Genomic DNA, 14656 nt, shown 5'->3' with positions numbered 1-14656 from the left:
GTCAGTCAAAATGTTTCCCAGTTTTCATCTTGTCCGGTCGTCGCGGTACGCGTACGGTTGGCAGCCGTTTCAGCGGCTGGCGCGCGGTACGTCGCCTGCGGGGTGACCGTGTTTCCAGCGAGTGAAGCGAGACGAAACGCCGAGACGGCCATCTTCAGACGGCTCGCCTGGTCTTCCAGCGCAGCGGCCGCCGCAGCGGAGTCCTGCACCAGGGCGGCGTTTTGCTGTGTCACGCGATCCATTTCCGATACCGCCAGGGCAACCTGGTCGATACCACGACTCTGCTCATCAGACGCAGAGGCGATTTCACCCATGATGTCCGTCACGCGGGTGACGGCATTCACGATGTCATTCATGGTCTCCCCGGCGCTTTCCACCAGCACGGAGCCGGTATCGACGCGGGAGACGGAATCTTCAATCAGCGATTTGATCTCTTTTGCCGCGTTGGCGCTGCGGCTGGCCAGGTTGCGCACTTCGCCGGCCACCACGGCAAACCCGCGTCCCTGTTCGCCCGCGCGCGCCGCTTCCACGGCGGCGTTCAGCGCCAGAATGTTGGTCTGGAAGGCAATGCCGTCGATGACGCTGATGATGTCGGCGATTTTCTTCGAGCTCTCGGCGATGTCGTGCATGGTTTTCACCACGCCATCCACCACGCGGCCGCCGCGCTGCGCCGTCTCGGAGGCGCTTTCCGCCAGCTGAGACGCCTGGCGGGCGTTATCGGCGTTCTGCTTCACGGTCGCGGTGAGCTGCTCCATGCTGGCCGCCGTCTCTTCCAGGGCGGACGCCTGCTGTTCAGTGCGCGATGAGAGGTCGTTATTGCCCATCGCAATTTCGCTGGTGCCGGTATAGATGGCATCCGTGCCGCTACGCACGTTGGCGACGGTATCGATAAGCGAACGCTGCATATGGTCAACGCTGTTTGCCAGCTCGGTGATCTCATTGCGCCCGGACACGGTCAGCGTTTTGGTCAGGTCACCGCCGGCAATGTCACGAATATGGGCGATGACGCGACCGAGAGGGTTCAGCAGGATATGGCGAATGCCGTACCAGACCGCGATCAGCACAATGACCAGCGCCAGCGCCAGCACCGCCATCTGCCATTTCGCAAAGCGGTAGTCATTCTGGCTTTCAGCAAACGCGGAGTGATACAGATCGCCACTGACCTTTGCATATTCCCCCAGCGCCGCGCCGAGGGCGTTTTGCATCCCCTGCGTCGGCTGCGCGAAATAGGCGTCCATGTTGCCGCTCTCCAGGAACTGAATCAGCTCTGCCAGACCGGCATGGTAGGCGTTGTATTTTTCGTCGATATTCTGGCTCACCTGCTCCATCGCAGGCTGCGGGGTGATTTTCTTAAAGGCCTCGTAATGCTTTGCGGCATCCGCAAGTGTCGCCCGGGCATTTTTCAGCAGATCGGTTTTCGCGCTGCTCTGCTGATTGTTGGGATCCATCATCATGCGCGCGGACGAGCGGCTCAGGTTGATACGCGTTTGCAGCATCAGATCCCACGTTGAGGTGAGTTCACTCTGCTGCAGGCGGAGATCGTTCGAGGCCGCAAAGCTGTCCTGGTTCTGTTTTAATGACGAGAAAAAAAGCCCGCCGGAGATAAGCTGAAGTAGTGCGAAAATGACCAGCACCATCATAAGCATTGTGACAACGCGGATACGGTTCAACATACAACACCTTCTCATAGATTTATTAACGGTGTTATCGGCACAGCCAACAGGAACTTTACATTTGAGAAAGGGAAAAGCGCGGGGTTAGAAAGCCACGTCGACAATCAGCGTATCGGTGTAGGTTCCGGCGGGTGGCGTGGCCTGATTAGTCAGCACTTTCGCGGTGTAGTTGTAGGTACGCAGGAGACCGTCGGTACTGACCTGCGACGACGTCGCGCTGGTCCAGCGTTCGCTGCCGCTGCCGCCCCAGCGGTTACCCGTGGCTTCTTTATAGATGTCATAACTGAGGTAGTTACTGCCGCTTACCATCCGGCGCACGTTATTCAGCGCGTTAGCACCGTTGTTAATGCCGATGGTATAGGTACTGCCTTTGGTACAGGTGACGGCAATCGCCTGTGAGACGGTGGGGAAACTTTGTACCAGCGGCGCGCTGTTGAAGTTGACGTCCGGCGTGGTCATGGCGCTACAGTCGTTGGTGACGGTCATATCCAACAGGATGGTGGTTGTTGAGGTTCCCGTCTTGGCATTCGTACAAAGGCTTCCAACACCGAAGGCACAGACGCTGTAGCTGATACTGAAGGTCAACTGCACCTGGTAGGGACCGGCAGTGACGTTTTGTCCGGCGACGGTGCGAAAATAGAGCGGAATGTTATACTGCCTTGTCCCCAGCAGCCCCAGCAAGGTATTCCCGCTCCAGGTATACGTTTTACTTATCTGCACCTCGCTGCTGCTCGCACAAGCCGATAATCCGCACAGCCGGGTGGGGATTACGTCCGTAATGGCGGCATTATCCGTACGTTTCATGGTCGCGCGACTGTTGCCCGAGACTGACGCCGCGGTGTAGCTCAGGGTCACCGAATCGTTGGTCAGAACGTTGAGCACGGTATCACACGCCACAACAAGCCTGCCGGTGGTTTCCACCTCCCCGGTTCCGCTGAGCGCGAACGAGGTGACGCTGCCAAACGACGCATTAACCGTACTGACGGTACACGCCGCCCAGCCGCCGCCGGAGAACAGCAACAGCATCAACAGCAGCAGACGCTTCATGGCGCCTCCCGACACACCAGCGGACCGTAGGTTTGCAGCTTGTGCTCCGGGTTGGCTCCCACGGTCAGGGTGACCTTGCAGCGTTTTCCGTCAGGCGCGATCACCTCCAGCGGATTCACATCGCTAAGGTTTTCCAGCCAGGCAATACCGTCATACCCCACCACCGCATTGCTGCGCGAGGCACGCCGGACCTGGCTTCCCACCGGCAGCGCTTGGCCGCGCGCATCGTGGAGGATGACGCTTGCCACTCTCTCCTGCTCCATCGGGAAATCGACCAGATAGCCGCTGTGACGCCGAATCGCAATTCGCCGCTCGGTCTCTTTCAGCCGGGTGTCCGCTGGCAGGTTCAGGGTATCAATCCGGTAGCTTGCCGGGTAATACGCCGACACCCCGCTGACCAGCAGGTAACCGTTGTTATTCGTTTTGCCAACGGGCTGGTTCTCATAGCTGACGGGCACGTCCGGATGACCGTCGGTACTGATGACCACAAACGCATCGTTGATCTTATTCGCCGCGAACAGCTCGCCGTCCATCAGAACAATCGCGCCCATCGCCTCGCCCCACCAGGTCATCATGTCCCTTTCGCCGTAGCCGCCGCCCTGCAGTTCAATATTGTTATTACGCCAGCCCAGCGTGCCCTGCTGATAGTCACTGGATTTTGACTGGTTGGCCCAGGCCATGTTCCAGCTAAAGCCGCCGTCAGACGGCATGGAATGGTTGTAGTTAATGCGCTGGGTATTGCCCGCATCCGGGGTGTTTTCGACGGTGAACGCGGCGCTGTCGCGTGCCCCCAGCGCCACCTGTAGCGACAGCGCGACCGTCCAGTCTCCCCGCTGCTGGTCCCGGCTCCCGGCAAGGTAAATACTGCTCGCGCCCCACAAATTACGGCTCCATGAGAGATTAAGCAGCTCGGTTTTTTGACTGTCAAAACTCTCCACGCCAATCCAGGCTGCGCCGATGTTGCCGTACTGTCCCAGGTTGAAGGTCAGAGAATACTGGTCCGTATTGCGGCTGAAGCTGGCGATGGGTTTATCGTTCTCGTCATACACCGTAGGCTGGTCGTACAGGGCCAGATTGCCAAAGCCGCGGTCCCGACGCGTGTGCTGGGTGGCCACGCTGAACTCGCTGGTGCTGTACTGGTAACCCCAGTTGATTTGCCCGCCCGCCTCCCCGCGCATGCGGCTTTGCGAGTAAGAGGTATTCACCACGCCAAACTGGCCGAGTTTAATCACCGTCCCAGCCCCGCCCAGCGCCAGCTCCTGCGCCCCTTCCGCATGCCCTTCCAGGGTCAGCCAGTCCGTCACCCCGTAGCGATACGAACCGCTGCCTGCCGCCGGGCCGTAGTCAAAATTCTTGATACCGTAATTACGCCGCAGGCTGCCCAGCGTCACGGCGCCGTCGCTCAGCCCTTTTTTAAGCAGGTCGCTGGAGACGTAAAACGGCAGCGTGGTGCTGACCTGGCGCCCTAATGCATCCGTCGTGACCAGTACCGCATCCCCGGCGCCGTTGATATAGGGCAGATTGGTCAGGGTGAAGGGGCCCGGCTGAAGCTGGGTTGAGCCGGACCGATAGCCGTTGATAAAGAGATCCACCGAGGTGGGTACCGCCGCTTCCCCCGCGAATTCGGGCAGCGGCCACGTCACCAGGTCAGGGCGCAGGGAGAAATCTCGCCCGACGCTGATCCCTCCCATCCGCACGCTGGAGCTCCAGCTCAGGGCATCGCTGATCACGTCCCCGACGCTCCAGCTCATTGCGTCATCCTCATTCGTGAACAGCAGGGTCGTGTCATAGCGGACATACCCTTCCTGCTGACCGTCGTTACCGGTGAAATTTTCCCGGGCATAGCCGGTGGAGGAAAACGAGCCGTTCTCATTGAAATAGCGGAATTCATGCCAGAGGGACGCCTGTCCGCCGATATGCTCCGTGTGGTTGGTGTAGAGATCGTAATTGAGCAGCGCTCCGCGCCCGAAGTGCGGTTTGGCCTGCGCCGTTTGCGCGCCGAACGGCGTCACGCGGGATGCAACCCAGTCCCGGGGAACGGTCAGCAGCAGACGTTGCCCGGCGCTGTCGTACTCCACCCGAACCTGAGAAAGCGATGAGAGATTCACTTCTCCGGCAGGAACATGTTCCGGGGGCAGTCCCGCGCGCAGCAGGTCAGCGCTGGAGATAAAGAAAGCGCCTTTGCGCTGCGTCACGGGCACGACCAGACCGGTATCGTAGTGGTTGAGCACGAGGGCAAGCTGGAAGACCGCTTCATCATGTATCGCCTGTGCCTGGGGCGGCGGCGGAAGGCTGTCATCGCCGGACTCAGCCCAGGTCGCGGAACTGACGCAAAGCAGTATCATCATCGCCGGCTTCAGTTGACGGGCGTCGACTGCCATTGTGCGTCCCTGGCATTAATCTGCGCGCTCATCCGCTCTGGCTGACGAACGCCTGCGGGTATCGGCCAGCTGCGGGTGCTGCCGGGAAGTACGTAACCCAGCAATCCCTCCGCGACCGTGCGTTTCTGCCCTCCCTGCTCCAGCGCCACCTGGCTCAGCCTGACATGGACATCCCCCCGATTCCGAACCTCCAGTACCGGCTGCCCATCCGCTCGCGTCACCCGCCAGCTCAGGTTCCGGGTCTCCACCAGCGCGTGATGCGCCCCCTCTTTTATGGTCGGGATCCCCTGGCCATACACAAACAGCGGAATGGAGTAACGCATCTGCAACTTGAGGCCGATGGCGGGTTCTGCTTTGGCATCAGGCTGAGGAATTTCATCCACGATAATGCGGTAGGCCTGTTCGACGCCTGCGGGAACGGGGGCCTGCTTAATAAGACGAATAAGCTGCTTGCTGCCCGTGCCAATCGTGACGATGGGCGGGCTGGCGACCACATCCTGCTGCGCGGCGTAGCGCTCGTGTCCGTCCTCCTGCTTCCAGCGCACAATACGCACCTGCATCGTGGTGGCGCTGTTTCCCTGGTTCTGGATCCACAGCTCCGTGGCGTTGGCGTCTGCCGCAAGCCACGGGTCGATCGGCCAGAGCAGAATGGTGGCTGCCGCCTGCGCCTGACCGATTGCCACAGCCATTCCCAACGCGCCCGCCAGACAAACAGGTCTGAAAACTGGCTTCATCAACACTCTCCCTTTATTACCATGACAAGGTCACGGTGAGCTGATCGGAATACGTTCCTGCCGGACTAAATCCGGTCAGTAGCGCCACGCCAAAAAGCGGCAGCGCGATGTTATTGCTGTTGCTATAGGTCACCGGTATCGCCTGGTTGACGCCAATTTCGCTGTTCGCGGCCAGCGAACTGCTGCTGTAAAGCCGGTATCCCACCACGTCGGCGCCGTTCGAGCGCTTCATGCGGCGAACGGTTGAATAATTCTGTCCGCCATTAATGCTCATGCTCAGCGCCACGCCCGGCGTGCAGGCGATAGACAACGCCCCGTTTGGCACAAAGCTGGTGCTTACCGGTGCGCTCTCGACGCCGTTATGGGTGCCAAAATCCAGCGTCCCGAGAACCCCTCCGCTGCCGGTGGCCACCGCGCATCCCGGAACAATCGTCGCGCTGACCTTAAAGGACTGTGACGTCACCGCCTCCGCCGCGGGCGCCATCAGCAATCCGACGATCAGCGCGAAAAAAGGCTGCACGTGTCCCTCTGCGCATATGCGCAGACCAGTAAGAGTTGCCTTCATGGCGGTGCAGGACTAATAGGTGACGCTGACGTTAATCGTGTCGGTGTAGGTGCCCGGGACGACCGTCACGCTGTTACCGCCGCCGGTAATACGTCCGTAGAGGGTGTAACTGTCCACCCCTCCGGCCGTAGAGGCGATCGGCAACGCGGTGTTATTGGCAATCACGCTGTTAAACCCGCTGTCGCTGTACAGGCTGTATGCCACGCCCTGTGCCGCGTTGGCGGTGTTAACCAGATAGCGCGCAGGGGTTCCCGGGGTGCCGACAACGGTGCCGGGTGCGGTGGAGTTGGTGTTGCCGGTGATCGCCACCGTATAGCTGGCGGTCGTACATTGAATAGTGAAGGTGTTTCCGCCGCTGGCGCCGGTGAGCTGCGTGGTCAGAGTGGAAAACGTTGCGGGATGGGTGCCGAAATCCAGTGTCCCGAAGTTAATGCCGTTTTGCGTGGGCGATCCGTTTATCAGACAACCGTTCGTGAGCGTCAGCGTCGCGCCGATGGTGCCGCTACTGGTGACGGCCAGCGCCTGATGGACCGTTGTCGCAGTCAGTAAGGTGCCTGCGCAGATCAAAAGGAGTTTTCTTTTCATTTACCACCCTCCAGAAGACGTCTCCGTTCCCTTGCCACGTTTTATTTTTGTCGTTCAAGATGTTAGCCCCGCTTAATGTTCCTCTGAGGGGGGTTATTGAGAATTTAGTTTACGGATATCGCTTCGACCACCTGCCCCTTAACGCATAAGCACTTTGTCTTATTGACTTCTTATTGCCTTAAATAACAGAGAGTTAAATTATTTTTTTCAGCATTTTCATGCTATCAGGAGAGAATATATCCATTAAAGTGTGATGCAGATCACAATATATCGTCAGGGCAATAACAACAAAATTAATAAAACTTAAAAAGGAGTTGTATCCCCCTACGCTTTGCGTCAATTTATGTGCCGAATAATTTCCCGCGTCGTAATAAAAAATTTATATGTATCGGTGCGGGCTACATCTGAAGCGCATAGAGGGTCTTTTTTCGTGGCAAGTGCAAACAAACTCACACTCTTCATCGTGATATTCATGCTGGCGGGTATTCTTTCAGGGGCAGCAATTCATGAATATGCATCTGCGGATGCCATCAAAGCCTGGTCGGATAATATTACCCTTCTGACCGATATTTTCCTGCGACTGATCAAAATGGTCATTGCGCCGCTGGTCTTCAGTACGCTCACCGTCGGCATTATGAAGCTGGGCGAAACCTCCACCATTGGCCGCGTGGGCGGCAAAGCGATGGTATGGTTTATCAGCTCATCCGTGCTCTCAATTCTGGTCGGCCTGTTTATCGTCACGCTGGAGCATCCGGGCAGCGGACTGAACCTGACCGTCCCGACCGAGGCGGTGGATACCGGTCTGGCCGTTGGGGGCATGACGCTGAAAGCGTTCCTGTCTCACACCATTCCGACCAGCATCGCGGGGGCGATGTCGAACAATGAGATCCTGCAGATTGTGGTGTTCTCAATGTTCTTCGGCATTGGCGGCGCGTCGCTGGGGCAGAAGTTCAACGCCCCGCTGGTGGCCGCGCTGGACGTGGTTTCTCATATTATGCTGAAGGTCACAGGCTACGTAATGTACGTTGCGCCGCTGGCCATTTTCGCGGCAATCTCCTCCGTCATCGCCACGCAGGGCCTGGGCATTCTGTTGAACTATGCCTCCTTTATTGGCGGCTACTATGTTGCCATTCTTCTCACCTGCATGGTGCTGCTGGCCGTGGGTTACATGGTGCTGAAAAAAGAGGTGTTCCGCCTGGTCAGCATGCTGAAAGATCCGGTTCTGGTGGCGTTTACCACCAGCAGTTCTGAAGCGGCCTACCCTAAAACGCTGGAGCAGCTGGAGCGTTTTGGCTGCTCGCGCAACATCGCCTCTTTCGTACTGCCGATTGGCTACTCCTTCAATCTGGTGGGGTCGATGGTGTACTGCTCTTTCGCCTCGATGTTTATTGCGCAGGCGTACAACATTCATCTGAGCTTCTCTGAGGTGACGGTGCTGATGCTGACCCTGATGCTGGCCTCAAAAGGGATTGCGGGCGTACCGCGCTCCTCGCTGGTGGTGCTGGCCGCGACGATCCCAAGCTTTAACATTCCGGTCGCCGGTATTCTGCTGTTGATGGGGATCGACCACTTCCTGGATATGGGCCGTTCCGCAATTAACGTTCTGGGTAATGGCATTGCGACCGCCATGCTGTCGCAGAATGAAGGCGCTCGGGACGCGGAAGCTGAAGCTGAACTGGTAAAGCAGGAAGCGTAATGGCATGAAAAAGCCGGGTGGCGGCTTCGCCTTACCCGGCCTACAAATGGCCCGAACGCGTAGGCCGGGTAAGCGTCAGCGCCACCCGGCTTTGTTTTTATGCCACGTGACTCGCCGCGATATCCAGCTGCAAAGACAGCCCCGAGCATTAACGTATGGGTGGCCACGGAAGCTAAGCTGGTGGAGCAGGATGTAAAAAAGCCGGGGGGCGGCTTCGCCTTACCCGGCCTACAAATGGCCCGAACGCGTAGGCCGGGTAAGCGTCAGCGCCACCCGGCTTTGTTTTAGGCTACGTGACTCGCGGCGATATCCAGCAGCGCCATCTCATCGCTGTTTAGCAGCTTCTCAATGTTCACCAGAATCAGCATACGCTCGCCGAGCGCGCCCAGACCGGTCAGGTATTCGGTCGACAGCGTGACCGCAAACTCTGGCGCAGGACGAATCTGATCAGAGGTCAGGGAAAGCACGTCAGACACGCCATCCACCACGATCCCCACCACGCGCTGCCCCAGATTCAGGACGATCACCACGGTGTTGTCGTTGTAGTCAACGTCGCCCTGGCTGAACTTCACGCGCAGATCCACGATGGGCACAATGACGCCACGCAGGTTAGTGACACCTTTAATAAACGCAGGCGTGTTAGCGATGCGGGTAACCTGGTCGTAACCACGGATTTCCTGCACTTTCAGGATATCGATGCCGTACTCTTCATCGCCTAAAGTGAATACCAGAAATTCCTGTCCTGATGGCTCGCCCGCCAGTTTCGTTACATTACTCATACCGGTCATGTTATTACCTTCTACTTAATCAGGCGGCTGTGTACGCCACACGTTGTTCACGATTTAATCCCTGAAGCGCCGACACGTCGACGATCAGCGCCACGCTACCATCACCCAGAATGGTGGCGGCAGAAATACCCGGCACTTTGCGGTAGTTGCTTTCGAGGTTCTTCACCACCACCTGGTGCTGACCGATCAGCTGATCGACCAGCAATGCGTAGCGGCGGCCCGCGCTTTGCAGGATCACCACGATACCCTGCGTGGCCTCGGTCTTCGCCCCGTCCACTTCGAACACTTTCCACAGTTCCACCAGCGGCAGGTACTCACCGCGAACCTCGAGCACGCGCTCCCCGCCCGCCAGCGGATGCAGATCTTCCTCACGCGGCTGGAGGGATTCCATCACGGCGTTCAGCGGGAGGATAAAGACTTCGTCCGCCACTTTGACGGACATGCCGTCGAGGATCGCCAGCGTCAGCGGCAGCAGGATGCGAATGGTCGTGCCGGAACCCTGTTTGGACTGGATCTCAACGTGGCCGCCCATCTCCTGGATGTTACGTTTCACCACGTCCATGCCCACGCCGCGCCCGGAGACGTCGGTCACCTGCTCTGCGGTAGAGAAGCCCGGTGCGAAGATCAGCATGCCCACTTCTTCGTCGGTCATGTTTTCATTGACCGCCATTCCCTGCGAAATCGCTTTTGCCAGGATGCGCTCGCGGTTCAGACCTGCGCCGTCATCGGTCACTTCAATGCAGATGTTTCCGCCCTGATGTTCCGCAGACAGGATCAGATTCCCGACCGGGGATTTCCCGGCGGCAATGCGGTTTTCCGGCAGTTCAATACCGTGGTCGAGGCTGTTACGCACCAGGTGCGTTAACGGGTCAATGATGCGCTCGATCAGGCTTTTATCCAGTTCGGTTGAGCTGCCCATCAGGGTCAGTTCAATCTGCTTGTTCAGCTTGCTGGCGAGATCGCGAACCAGACGCGGGAAGCGGCTGAAGACATATTCCATCGGCATCATACGGATGGACATCACCGATTCCTGCAGATCGCGGGCGTTACGCTGCAGCTGGCCCATGCTGGTAATCAAATCCCCGTGGGTGACCGGGTCGAGTTCGTTTGAACGTTGCGCCAGCATCGACTGGGTGATCACCAGTTCGCCCACCAGGTTAATCAGCTGATCAACCTTCTCAACGGCGACACGGATGCTGGTCGACTCGCTGGAGCGCGCGGCAGGTTTTTCACCACGGCCCGGTGCAGCAGCCTCTTTTGGCACCGCCTTCAGCGCCGGAGCCGCAGGCGCCACAGCCGGTGCGGCAGCCTGAGCGACAACAGCCGCCTCTTCCACAGCCGCAGGGGCATCAACCGCGACCGTTTCGGTTTCGAAGGCGATTTGATCGGCTTCAATCACAAAGCACAGCACCGCCACGATATCGTCCTGGCCAATACCGTCATCAAGCGTCGCGGCCAGGCTGTCTTTGCCTTTAACCACGTTGCTTAATTTCGCCAGGTTACCCAGCTCTTCTTCCAGCAGGTTAACTTCATTCTCTTTCAGGCGAGACAGCACCACGCGCAGTTTGCCCGCCGGTGCGTCGGCAGGGGCAGACGCCTGCGCGGCAACCGTATCCACAACGCTCAGTTTTGCGGCAGGAACCACGGCTGCGGCAACCTCACCTTTGGCTTCCAGCGCGAGCTGGCGCAGCGCATTGCAGATGTATTCAAAGCTGGCGGCATCAGGCTCTGCCGAACTTTTATAGGCGTCGAGCTGTTCCTGCATAATATCTTTGGTTTCCAAAAACAGGTTGATAATGTCGGTATTGAGCTGCATCTCACCGCGTCGTGCTTCATCAAGCAGGTTTTCCATTAAATGGGTCGTTTCCTGCAGGATGGTAAATCCAAACGTTCCGGCTCCGCCTTTAATGGAATGCGCCGCACGGAAGATGGCATTGAGCTGCTCGGAATCCGGTGCTTCGGGCACCAAATCGAGCAAGTGTTGCTCCATATCGGCCAACAATTCGTCGGCTTCATCAAAGAATGTCTGGTAAAAATCGCTAATATCCATGCTCACGCTATCACCTCGGATTGGCTGGTGGCGATGTTGGAACGGCAGCCGAAGGAACGGCCCCAGGCTGTTTTAAATCGTCCAGTGACTCATTCTGACTTTCGGCGTTTTCATGCAGGATGGCCTGCTCCGCCTGCTGGTTCAGCACTAAAAGACTGATACGACGGTTGATGGCATCATCCGGCCCGCGGTCGGAAACGCGCATGGTTGCGGCCATGCCGACTACGCGCAGTACCTTGCCATCATCAAGCCCACCTGCCACCAGCTCGCGGCGCGAGGCGTTGGCACGGTCGGCAGAAAGTTCCCAGTTGCTGTATCCCTTCTCCCCACTGGCGTACGGGAAATCATCCGTGTGGCCTGACAGGCTGATTCGGTTAGGAATGCCGTTCAGCACCGGTGCAATGGCACGCAGAATATCGCGCATGTACGGTTCGACTTCCGCACTCCCGGTTTTAAACATCGGGCGGTTCTGGCTGTCGATAATCTGGATACGCAGCCCTTCCTGCACCAGGTCAATCTTCAGATGCGGTCGCAGCGCGCGCAGCTTCGGATCCGCTTCAATCAGCTGATCGAGATCGCCACGCAGTTTTTTCAGGCGCGCCTGTTCCATCTTTCGTTTCAGCTCGTCGATGTTCGGCTCTTTTTTCACCTCACCCTTCTGCTGGGTGTAATCATCGCCGCCGCCCGGGATCGGGCTTTCGCTGTTAGAGATACGCGGCCCGCCGGCCACCGCCGTTGCCAGCGGCGTGCGGAAATATTCGGCAATCTGGATCAGTTCTTTTGGGCTGGAGATGGAGATCAGCCACATCACCAGAAAGAACGCCATCATTGCGGTCATAAAATCGGCGTACGCGATTTTCCACGAGCCGTGCGCACCATGCCCACCGCCCTTGTGCTTGCGTTTTTTTACGATGACGATCGGATGGGACTGGTTTTTCATGCGTCCTCAGTTGTCGTCTGTTGGTTTGGGTTTTTCACCGCACGCACGTGTTCTTCAAGCTCGATAAACGACGGACGCTCGCTGGAGTAAAGCGTTTTACGGCCAAACTCAACCGCGATCGGTGGCGCATAACCGTTGAGGTTAGAGAGCAGCGTGATCTTCACGCACTGCATCATTTTGGTGGTTTCCGCGCTCTTCTGGCGCAGCACGCTGGCCAGCGGAGAGATAAAGCCATACGCCAGCAAAATACCGAGGAAGGTACCCACCATCGCATGGGCAATCAGCGCGCCGAGCTCAGCTGCCGGACGGTCTGCCGAGGCCAGGGCGTGCACCACCCCCATGACCGCAGCAACGATACCAAATGCCGGAAGCGAGTCGCCGACCAGCGCCAGGCTGTTGGCCGGCACTTCCGATTCGCTTTCATGGGTTTCAATCTCTTCATCCATCAGCGCTTCGATTTCGAAGGTATTCATGTTGCCGCTGATGATCAGTCGCAGATAGTCGACGATGAAATCCAGCATCATGGCATCAGCAAGAATGCGCGGATAGCTGGCAAAAATTTCGCTCTCTTTCGGGTTTTCAATATCCCGCTCAAGCGAGAACATGCCCTGCTGACGCGACTTCGCCATCAGGCGATAGAGCAGTGCCAGCAGATCCATATACATGCTTTTGGTGTATTTTGAGCGACGGAACAGCAATGGAATTGCTTTCAGCGTGCCCTTGATCGATTTACCGTTGTTGCCAACGATAAAAGCCCCTACCCCTGCGCCGCCGATGATAATAAGTTCAGCCGGTTGATAGAGTGCTCCAAGGTGCCCGCCGGTCATCATGTAACCGCCGAAAACTGTACCGAGAACTACCAGGTAACCTAATAAGATAAGCACGACATCATCCTTCCGCTAGTGACTATGGCAAGGACGTCCAGCTCGCAGCGTTGACCGTTCGCGGGGTAAAAAAAAGCAGCGGTAATCGCTTACCGCTGCTGGAATCTTTCCCACACGTTCGGGTTAAACAGCTTGTTCGATCTGTTCATCCAGCAGTTGTGGAATAATATCGGCAGCATCCCGGGAAAGTTTACGTCTTTTTACTGCACGGGAAGGAGGCTGACATAAACTACAGGCGAAGCTGCCTGCAGGTTGGTGAGCATGGGTAATGAAATTGCCGTTGCAGCAGTTGCAGCGCGACAGCTCAAGCATTCCGCTCTCAACAAAACGCACCAGCGTCCATGCGCGGGTCAGCGCCAGCAGAGGACCTTCTTCCTGCTGTGGGCATTGTTCAAGGTAAAGTTTGTAGGCTTTGATCACGGCGTCAACGCCGCTACACAAACCGGTTTTGAGAAGATACTGCCAGGCGTTACAGAACATGGAAGCGTGAATATTCTGCTCCCACGTCATAAACCAGTCGGTAGAAAACGGCAGCATGCCTTTCGGCGGGGGACTACCACGTAACTCTTTGTACAGTTTGATGAGACGACCACGGCTCAACTGCGTCTCGCTTTCCAGCATTTGTAAACGAGCACCCAGCGTAATCAGCTCCATGGCCAACTGTATGTCACGCGCTTCCTGAACAATGCTTTTCTCGCTCATTGCTAGGCCCTTTTCTTACGGGCTACGTCATCAGGCTGGCTGATTTCGTTAAGCAAGCGAGTAGAGAGAAGAATACCGGTATGGATCTGTTGAAGATCGTCTACACGGGACTCCTGCGTCAGACGCGTTATAGTCTGAGAGTCATCGAAACGGAACTGGCAAACCAGTTGATTCGTTTCAGCCAGTTTAACCATCTGCGGGAGGGTTAAACCACCCAGCATGGTTGCCATCTCTTCGTTAATACCCAGACGAAACATCGCGGACGCCTTGTCCTGACTAATCAAACGCTGCGCGAGCAGTAAATACGACAAATTGATGTCATAGATATGTTTTAGCAACTCGGATGTATGCATTGTTCCCATCCCGAATAACCAACTATTATTTTTATGCGGAAAGACCGCACCCCGTGATGTCGCCGGGAAATCACCCGGTATAAAAAAGAAAAGGCTAAATGCATAGTTGAATTTAGGTTTGTATTCATCGAAACGCGTAAGAGTGATCTTGACCCGCCATTTCCGGACAGCTTTTGTATCTTAAGTTAACGATGCCCGCTGCCGCCGGTATTCTCTCGGAGAGTGATATCCCAGCGCACTATGCGGGTGATTTTCATT

13 protein-coding genes are annotated in these 14656 nt (G+C 57.1%); 1 reads left to right on the top strand and 12 read right to left on the bottom strand.

Going from position 1 to position 14656, the window contains the following annotated elements:
* Positions 1-5 precede the first annotated feature (5 nt).
* The 6 genes from tar to FHC52_RS06235 all read right to left on the bottom strand — a co-directional run bounded on the left by tar (position 6) and on the right by FHC52_RS06235 (position 6985).
* Entirely contained in the window at positions 6-1673 is a 1668-nt protein-coding gene (gene tar, locus FHC52_RS06260; RefSeq protein ID WP_220419977.1) for a methyl-accepting chemotaxis protein II, read from the bottom strand.
* 84 nt (positions 1674-1757) lie between these two features.
* Positions 1758-2720, bottom strand: a complete 963-nt coding sequence (locus FHC52_RS06255) for a spore coat U domain-containing protein (protein WP_220419976.1) — start codon at positions 2718-2720, stop codon at positions 1758-1760.
* Complete coding sequence (locus FHC52_RS06250) at positions 2717-5101, bottom strand: fimbria/pilus outer membrane usher protein (RefSeq protein ID WP_220419975.1); 2385 nt, start codon at positions 5099-5101, stop codon at positions 2717-2719. Before FHC52_RS06250 ends, FHC52_RS06255 begins: the two co-directional genes overlap by 4 nt.
* Positions 5077-5835: a molecular chaperone gene (locus FHC52_RS06245; protein ID WP_220419974.1), complete on the bottom strand. Its 759-nt coding sequence runs from the start codon at positions 5833-5835 to the stop codon at positions 5077-5079. Before FHC52_RS06245 ends, FHC52_RS06250 begins: the two co-directional genes overlap by 25 nt.
* A 16-nt stretch (positions 5836-5851) precedes the next feature.
* Complete coding sequence (locus FHC52_RS06240) at positions 5852-6400, bottom strand: spore coat U domain-containing protein (protein ID WP_032635222.1); 549 nt, start codon at positions 6398-6400, stop codon at positions 5852-5854.
* 12 nt (positions 6401-6412) lie between these two features.
* On the bottom strand, positions 6413-6985 hold the full coding sequence (locus FHC52_RS06235; protein WP_008500422.1) for a spore coat protein U domain-containing protein: 573 nt from the start codon (positions 6983-6985) through the stop codon (positions 6413-6415).
* Positions 6986-7415: 430 nt separating this feature from the next.
* Between FHC52_RS06235 and FHC52_RS06230 the strand changes: the two genes are divergently transcribed.
* Positions 7416-8681 carry a dicarboxylate/amino acid:cation symporter gene (locus FHC52_RS06230; RefSeq protein WP_008500421.1) on the top strand — a complete coding sequence of 422 codons (1266 nt, stop codon included), beginning with the start codon at positions 7416-7418 and terminating at the stop codon, positions 8679-8681.
* A gap of 284 nt (positions 8682-8965) precedes the next feature.
* Here FHC52_RS06230 and cheW read toward each other — a convergent pair whose 3' ends face one another.
* The 6 genes from cheW to flhD all read right to left on the bottom strand — a co-directional run bounded on the left by cheW (position 8966) and on the right by flhD (position 14398).
* Entirely contained in the window at positions 8966-9469 is a 504-nt protein-coding gene (gene cheW / locus FHC52_RS06225) for a chemotaxis protein CheW (RefSeq protein WP_008500420.1), read from the bottom strand.
* A 19-nt stretch (positions 9470-9488) separates the two neighbouring features.
* Complete coding sequence (gene cheA, locus FHC52_RS06220) at positions 9489-11525, bottom strand: chemotaxis protein CheA (RefSeq protein WP_008500419.1); 2037 nt, start codon at positions 11523-11525, stop codon at positions 9489-9491.
* A gap of 4 nt (positions 11526-11529) precedes the next feature.
* Positions 11530-12459 carry a flagellar motor protein MotB gene (motB, locus tag FHC52_RS06215; protein WP_008500418.1) on the bottom strand — a complete coding sequence of 310 codons (930 nt, stop codon included), beginning with the start codon at positions 12457-12459 and terminating at the stop codon, positions 11530-11532.
* The gene (motA, locus tag FHC52_RS06210; protein ID WP_008500417.1) at positions 12456-13343 is read right to left on the bottom strand and encodes a flagellar motor stator protein MotA; all 888 of its coding nucleotides are present in this window, start codon (positions 13341-13343) and stop codon (positions 12456-12458) included. Before motA ends, motB begins: the two co-directional genes overlap by 4 nt.
* A 123-nt stretch (positions 13344-13466) precedes the next feature.
* Positions 13467-14045, bottom strand: a complete 579-nt coding sequence (gene flhC / locus FHC52_RS06205) for a flagellar transcriptional regulator FlhC (protein WP_008500416.1) — start codon at positions 14043-14045, stop codon at positions 13467-13469.
* A 2-nt stretch (positions 14046-14047) separates the two neighbouring features.
* A complete protein-coding gene (flhD, locus tag FHC52_RS06200; RefSeq protein ID WP_008500415.1) occupies positions 14048-14398 on the bottom strand; it encodes a flagellar transcriptional regulator FlhD in 351 nt (116 codons plus the stop codon).
* Positions 14399-14656: the final 258 nt, after the last annotated feature.

The sequence above is a fragment of the Enterobacter sp. EC_64 genome, assembly GCF_019584165.1.
In the GTDB taxonomy this organism is placed as follows: domain Bacteria; phylum Pseudomonadota; class Gammaproteobacteria; order Enterobacterales; family Enterobacteriaceae; genus Enterobacter; species Enterobacter roggenkampii.
The sequence above is the reverse complement of the archived record's forward strand: the minus strand, read 5'-3'. Positions and strand labels throughout refer to the sequence as shown.

What these genes read in the sequence shown, in the direction of transcription:
- tar (WP_220419977.1), bottom strand. Translation starts at nt 1,673, where the DNA reads ATGTTGAACCGTATCCGCGTTGTCACAATGCTTATGATGGTGCTGGTC.
- FHC52_RS06255 (WP_220419976.1), bottom strand. Translation starts at nt 2,720, where the DNA reads ATGAAGCGTCTGCTGCTGTTGATGCTGTTGCTGTTCTCCGGCGGCGGC.
- FHC52_RS06250 (WP_220419975.1), bottom strand. Translation starts at nt 5,101, where the DNA reads ATGGCAGTCGACGCCCGTCAACTGAAGCCGGCGATGATGATACTGCTT.
- FHC52_RS06245 (WP_220419974.1), bottom strand. Translation starts at nt 5,835, where the DNA reads ATGAAGCCAGTTTTCAGACCTGTTTGTCTGGCGGGCGCGTTGGGAATG.
- FHC52_RS06240 (WP_032635222.1), bottom strand. Translation starts at nt 6,400, where the DNA reads ATGAAGGCAACTCTTACTGGTCTGCGCATATGCGCAGAGGGACACGTG.
- FHC52_RS06235 (WP_008500422.1), bottom strand. Translation starts at nt 6,985, where the DNA reads ATGAAAAGAAAACTCCTTTTGATCTGCGCAGGCACCTTACTGACTGCG.
- cheW (WP_008500420.1), bottom strand. Translation starts at nt 9,469, where the DNA reads ATGACCGGTATGAGTAATGTAACGAAACTGGCGGGCGAGCCATCAGGA.
- motB (WP_008500418.1), bottom strand. Translation starts at nt 12,459, where the DNA reads ATGAAAAACCAGTCCCATCCGATCGTCATCGTAAAAAAACGCAAGCAC.
- flhC (WP_008500416.1), bottom strand. Translation starts at nt 14,045, where the DNA reads ATGAGCGAGAAAAGCATTGTTCAGGAAGCGCGTGACATACAGTTGGCC.
- flhD (WP_008500415.1), bottom strand. Translation starts at nt 14,398, where the DNA reads ATGCATACATCCGAGTTGCTAAAACATATCTATGACATCAATTTGTCG.